Source organism: Rhizobium azibense (genome assembly GCF_004342325.1).
In the GTDB taxonomy this organism is placed as follows: domain Bacteria; phylum Pseudomonadota; class Alphaproteobacteria; order Rhizobiales; family Rhizobiaceae; genus Rhizobium; species Rhizobium etli_B.
In genome coordinates this window covers 1-5,261 of sequence record NZ_SMBJ01000035.1, presented here as the reverse complement: position 1 = coordinate 5,261, position 5,261 = coordinate 1, and the positions used below count along the sequence as shown (strand labels likewise).

Genomic DNA, 5,261 nt, shown 5'->3' with positions numbered 1-5,261 from the left:
AGCACCGGCACGTAGCGCGAGAAGGTGTCGACCACCGTCAGCACGCGCAGTTTCTTACCCGTTGCGAGTTGGTCGTGAACGAAGTCCATCGCCCACGTTCCGATCACCGCCGCTTCAAGTTCACAGCCGACAATGTTGCCATGCTGCTTAACCGTGACGTTCACAACCGTTTTCAATCCTCGAGCCGACAGGGCCTACACGGATCACGACCTTGGCGCCCGCCATAATCGAGCGTAAGGGCCATCAGTTCTCACTAGGTCAGCGTGCTTTCCCTCCTCAATGACCCGCCCCTTGTCCAGGACCACAATATTGTCCGCCCCACGAACGGTGCTCAACCGATGAGTGATGACTATGATGGTCTTCCCAGCGCGAGACAGATCCTCAACAACCCGCAGCACAAATTCTTCGGCTGCCGAGTCCAGAGAGGAGGTCGCTTCGTCAAGGATTAGAACGTCGGGATCCCGGTACAGGGCCCGAGCCAATGCGAGGCGCTGCTTCTCACCTCCGGAGAGGCGAACCCCGTTCTCGCCCAGATGGGCCTGGAACCGCCCGGGCCAGCGCTCGATGCACTCCCGCAGTCCTATTCGATCACAGATGCGTACGATCTTATCGAACTCCGGTTCGAACTCGCCCAGGGCGATGTTCTCGATCACGGAACCGGAGAAGACGTCTATCGATTGCGGTACTGCAGCCATGACCTTGTGCAGTGATGCGCTCGAGAAATCCTGGAGGGCATATTGGCCGATCCGAATGCATCCATCCTCAAGCTGGTAGACATTCTGCAGCAGAGCCGCAAGGGTGCTTTTGCCCGAGCCGCTCTCACCCACGACGGCCGTCAACTCTCCTTGGCGAAAGGAGACGCTTAGATCGCTGAAAACCTCCGCCTGCGCGCCATAGCGGAATGTGACGTTCTCCAGGCGAATATCTCCGAGATCGGTCTTCGTAGCATCGATGCCGCTGCTGCTTGCCGACTCCAGTTCAAAGATCTCGAAAAGTCTATCCGCCGCGATAAACGCGTCTTGAACGATCCGGTTGGTCTGGATCAGGCGGGCGACCGGCCGGGTGATATAGCCAAGCAACGTATAGCAGGACAGCAATTCGCCGGGCGTGACGGCCTGTTCGAGCGCAAGCGTGGTTCCAAACCACATCAGCACGATGGTGAACAGGACCGACAGCAACGTCGAGGCGTTGTCGCCGCAGATTGAGATCAGCCCGGAGCTGTAGACGGAATGCAGCATCTTTACGAAGCGGGTCTCCATTTTGAAGTTTGCGAAGCTCTCGACGCCGGAAGTCTTAATGGTGGAGACAGCTCCGAGTGATTCTACCAGTTGCGCCTCGAGTTTGGCGTCATTTTCCATGATGACTCGTTGGAGATTTCGATTCATCCGATTGATGGCCCAATATACCAGGATGTACATTGGAATGGCGAGCGCCACGATCAAAGCAATATTCCAGGAATAGATGAACATCATTCCGAACGAGAACAGTATCATTAAAATGTCAACAAACATGTTTATCGAAACGTCGTTCAGGAAGCTCCTGATTTTCACAGCGTCGTTCATGCGCGACACGATTTCTCCCATGCGCATGCTATCGAAGAACTTCTGGGGCAGGGCCAGGATGTGATTGTAATAGCCGAGGATCAAGCATACGTCGATCTTCTGCCCCGTCTGCAGGACGAGTCGGCCTCTTAGGAGGTTGATCAGGATCTGTATCGCTAGGATCAGCAGCATTGCGATGCTCATCAAGTTGAGCAGGTTGCGGTTTCCCGCTGGGATCACGTGATCAACGATCTTCTGAACGTAGATCGCCGTCGAGAGACTGAGGACGGTCGTCACAAGAGCGCCGACGAGAGCCTGCGCCATCACCGTGCGGTGTGGCGCGAGTAGGCGGGCGAATCGGGCGAGGGGCGACGTGGTCTCGTCTCGACGATTGAATGTGTCTGCCGGAACCAGCAAAACCAGAACGCCGGTCCATTGCTCCATGAATTCCTGATGCGGCACTTTGCAGATTTCGCCCAAGGCCGGGTCCATGACGATGACCCACTTGGCGTCGATCGCATGGACCACTACGAAATGGTGCAGGTCCTCCTTGACGACGTGCGCGATAGCGGGCTTGGGGATCTTGTACAGGCTGTCGAAGCCACCTTTGACGCCTTTCGCGATGAAGCCCAGCTTCTGCGCCGCTTCCGTGAGCCCCAGCACACTCGTACCGGAGCGGTCGGTCGACGCATACTGGCGGATGCGCGCCAATGGCAACTTGTAGCCATAGAAGGCTGCGACAGATGCGAGGCTGGCGGCGCCGCAATCCGTGATGTCACGCTGTTTGAACTTAATGGCCTTACTCGACATGGAGGCTCGCTGGCTGTTGGGACAATATTAGCGCCCCGCCAGCATCGGGTTGAGCCAATCGTCTGCCTCGTCGTAGAGCAGTTGCAGGAGAGTGCGATTGGCCAACAGAAAGCGAGCCCGCACGGTCATGCCTTTCTTCAGGTGGCCGATGGCCCCGCTTTTCAGCGCGAGTTCGCTGCGAGAGAGCGCGCACTGGACCTTGAAGACCGGGTTCCCGTCATGCAGAGTGAAGTCCTGCGCCACCTCGACCACCCTTGCTTTGATGACACCCCATTGGTTGTAGTTAAAGGCATCCACTTGGAGCCGCACCGGCTGACCAGGCTGCACAAAGCCAATGTCGTTGGGGGAGACGTAGATTTCCGCCACCAGATCGTCGTTCGGCGAGATCCAACCAACGGTTTGCCCGCTCTGCACGTAGCTTCCGTGCGCGAGGCCGGAGAACTGCTCGAGAGCACCCGATACTGGGGCGCGGATGCGGTGCAGGTCCCGTTCGTGCTCGAGCTGATGCAAGGTGGCCGTGAGTTCCTTTAAGCGCAGGTTAGCATCAAGGAGCTTCTGGTTCCAATCAGCGGTTTTGCGTCGCACGAGGATCTCGCCTTGGACCTCGATATTTTGGAGAGCGAAAGCCTTCTCGTCAACGGTCTTCGCCGGCGCCGCAGCAGCCGAGACAAGTCGCTTTGCGCGGTCGAGTTCCGCCGCGGCGTTACTGCGCGCATTTTGGTTCTCGCGCAGCAAGTTGAGAAAATGCACCCTTTCAGCCGTCGCGGATTCGGTTTGGAGGGGGGGCGAGACGCTGAGCCTTGCGCCGGAAGAAATCAGCGTTTGGAAGTCATGGGCAAGATCGCTCTTGGCATGAATGTCGGCTAAAACCCCGCTGAGCTTTTCCTCGATTACATGATCGTCAAAGGCGATTATTTCCTTCCCCTTAGCAACGACATCGTTCTCAAAGGCAAGGACACGGGAGATGCGTCCGGAGACGGGCGCTATCAGGGGCGTCTTCTCCACGATCGGGCGAATAGTACCGACACTCTGCATGGAGACCGGTATGGTAACGAGTGGCAGTGAGCCAAATGCCGCGGCGACGAAGAGCAAGATCGCCCTATAAATGCTCAAGGATCGTCCTGATCGTCGCGCCAGTATGCTTTCTGCGGTGCAGCTGGCCGTTTCAGCAGAAAGGGGAACTGCTAGTCTGTAGTCACTAGGAGCCATCGAGAGCCAGCTCGCTTATCAACCAAACAAGTGTCCGTAACGTCGCAAAAACAAGTAAACCCAAAAATACCAACCTCCGGAGGTTTCAGCTGCTTCTTGAGGGGTTAATTCGGTTACACGATAGGCTGCCATGTTGTTCATCATTGGTGTCTCCGTTCAGAGCTGGATTGAGAAGATGCCAAGGCCCCCGTTGGGAGCTCCTAGCGGCGCGCAACAAAAAGGTTCAAGATTCGTGCCAATGCAGAAGGAGCGAAAAGCATCAGAAAACTGTTCTGTATGTTATTCAATGGCTGCCCTAGAGCGCCGAGACGTGCCAAACCGCACATCACGCTGTCGCAAGCACGACAAACCGAGTAGGGTTCTGAATGAACGTCCTGAACAGGATCGACAGCTCCAAAGTTCGGTGGCGACGGTACAGTTGAGACTCGGCGCTCAGTAAGCGCGCCCCCATCCGCGTAGCCCCCATCGAGTTTGCCGTCGATTTTTGTTGCTGCTGATTCACTCTGAAACCTGGTGAATTGTTAGTGGCCCTCCGCACGATAGTGGGCGCGGATGCGCCGCTTGGTGCCGCGGGCCTTGTCCCTATTGGCAGATGCTATGGCCGGATGTGTCAAGTAAAAGATCCACCGGATGCGAAAAGAAACACGAGACCTATTGGACAATGCTTGGGCGGGTCCCGACGCTATGGCGATCTCAGACCTGCACTTGTTCCGGCCCAGGCTGTGGCCGACAGCGATCGTCTCGCGGGGCCGTTGCGACAGGAGGATAGCTGGCAAATCTCAAGCTCACCTCGACATCCGGTTACGCGAGCTTGGCCGCGCCAGCTCGGGCTGTTACGATTCCGGGCGGCTCGATTGCGAAGGCGACGTCCAGACGTGGATGCTGCGACTGGCTTCTGCGAAGCATTCAGTCATCTGCGTACAGGAGCGCCCTGCGATGAACGTCATCCTCGCAGAAGAGACTAGCTTTGGCCTGCGCATGATGGCCGATGCCACAGACACCCACACCTTGTGGGTGTTAATCCGTGTTCGACAGTGGCATGTCGAGAGCGAAGCCTACGACCGGGCGCTAGCCAGGGTGGTCGAGGCGCAGGCGGGGTTACCGATCCATGGGCACTCCGGCTTCGAGCGACGGCCTATTATTTGCCGCCACAGCGCAAGGCGACGCCCTGGTAAACGTGAAATACGGCAGGATGCTAGGCCTTCAGGCCTACAGCCAGGTCTCGGATCGATACGGGTCGATCCGTCTGTCGTCCTCGTCGATCAGACGCTTGAGCCATTCCAGCGCCGCGATGGCGGACCCGATGTGCTGCATTATTCCGGAATTCGAGCAGGCTCAGCAGCCTCGGCAACATGCGTGGATAATGAAATGCCGTAGGAGGAACGTGGCACCGCCTGGGCTCGCTGCTTAGGAACCGCCAGTCTTGTATTTGCGGACCAGAGCCGAAAGTATCGCCTGTTCGGCAATTTCGGCACCGCTCCGTCGAGGGCCTTGATCGCGGACCCGGCGATGCGAGCCAAAAGGCGCTCCTCGCTGGCCCCTTTTCAATTTCTTGGCGATCGAGGCGACGACCCTACGTTCCCATTCGCCACCATCTTGTGCACTTTGATCTGAACCCTTCAAACTGGACCAGTTTTGGTTAGAGTTTTCCGGTGCATTTTCCTGGCTGGGAAAGGGACCAGAAGACGATGAAAGCGTCGC

General features: G+C 57.3%; 4 protein-coding genes. 1 reads left to right on the top strand and 3 read right to left on the bottom strand.

The annotated features are described in order from the left end of the window. Positions 1-203: 203 nt before the first annotated feature. From EV130_RS32265 to EV130_RS33935, 3 genes are all read right to left on the bottom strand, one after another. Positions 204-2,351 (bottom strand): peptidase domain-containing ABC transporter, encoded by a 2,148-nt coding sequence (locus EV130_RS32265; protein ID WP_004676279.1) that lies wholly within the window; start codon positions 2,349-2,351, stop codon positions 204-206. 27 nt (positions 2,352-2,378) lie between these two features. After that, a complete protein-coding gene (locus EV130_RS32260) occupies positions 2,379-3,464 on the bottom strand; it encodes an HlyD family secretion protein (RefSeq protein ID WP_008533948.1) in 1,086 nt (361 codons plus the stop codon). 114 nt (positions 3,465-3,578) lie between these two features. Then, on the bottom strand, positions 3,579-3,704 hold the full coding sequence (locus tag EV130_RS33935; protein WP_004676277.1) for a hypothetical protein: 126 nt from the start codon (positions 3,702-3,704) through the stop codon (positions 3,579-3,581). 792 nt (positions 3,705-4,496) lie between these two features. On the opposite strand from EV130_RS33935, the gene EV130_RS34360 reads away from it, so the two are divergent. Then, the gene (locus EV130_RS34360) at positions 4,497-4,937 is read left to right on the top strand and encodes a Tn3 family transposase (protein ID WP_004676276.1); all 441 of its coding nucleotides are present in this window, start codon (positions 4,497-4,499) and stop codon (positions 4,935-4,937) included. Positions 4,938-5,261: the final 324 nt, after the last annotated feature.

Excerpts from the sequence above, each read along its gene's own strand:
- EV130_RS32265 (WP_004676279.1), bottom strand. The coding sequence starts at position 2,351 with ATGTCGAGTAAGGCCATTAAGTTCAAACAGCGTGACATCACGGATTGC.
- EV130_RS33935 (WP_004676277.1), bottom strand. The coding sequence starts at position 3,704 with ATGATGAACAACATGGCAGCCTATCGTGTAACCGAATTAACCCCTCAA.
- EV130_RS34360 (WP_004676276.1), top strand. The coding sequence starts at position 4,497 with ATGAACGTCATCCTCGCAGAAGAGACTAGCTTTGGCCTGCGCATGATG.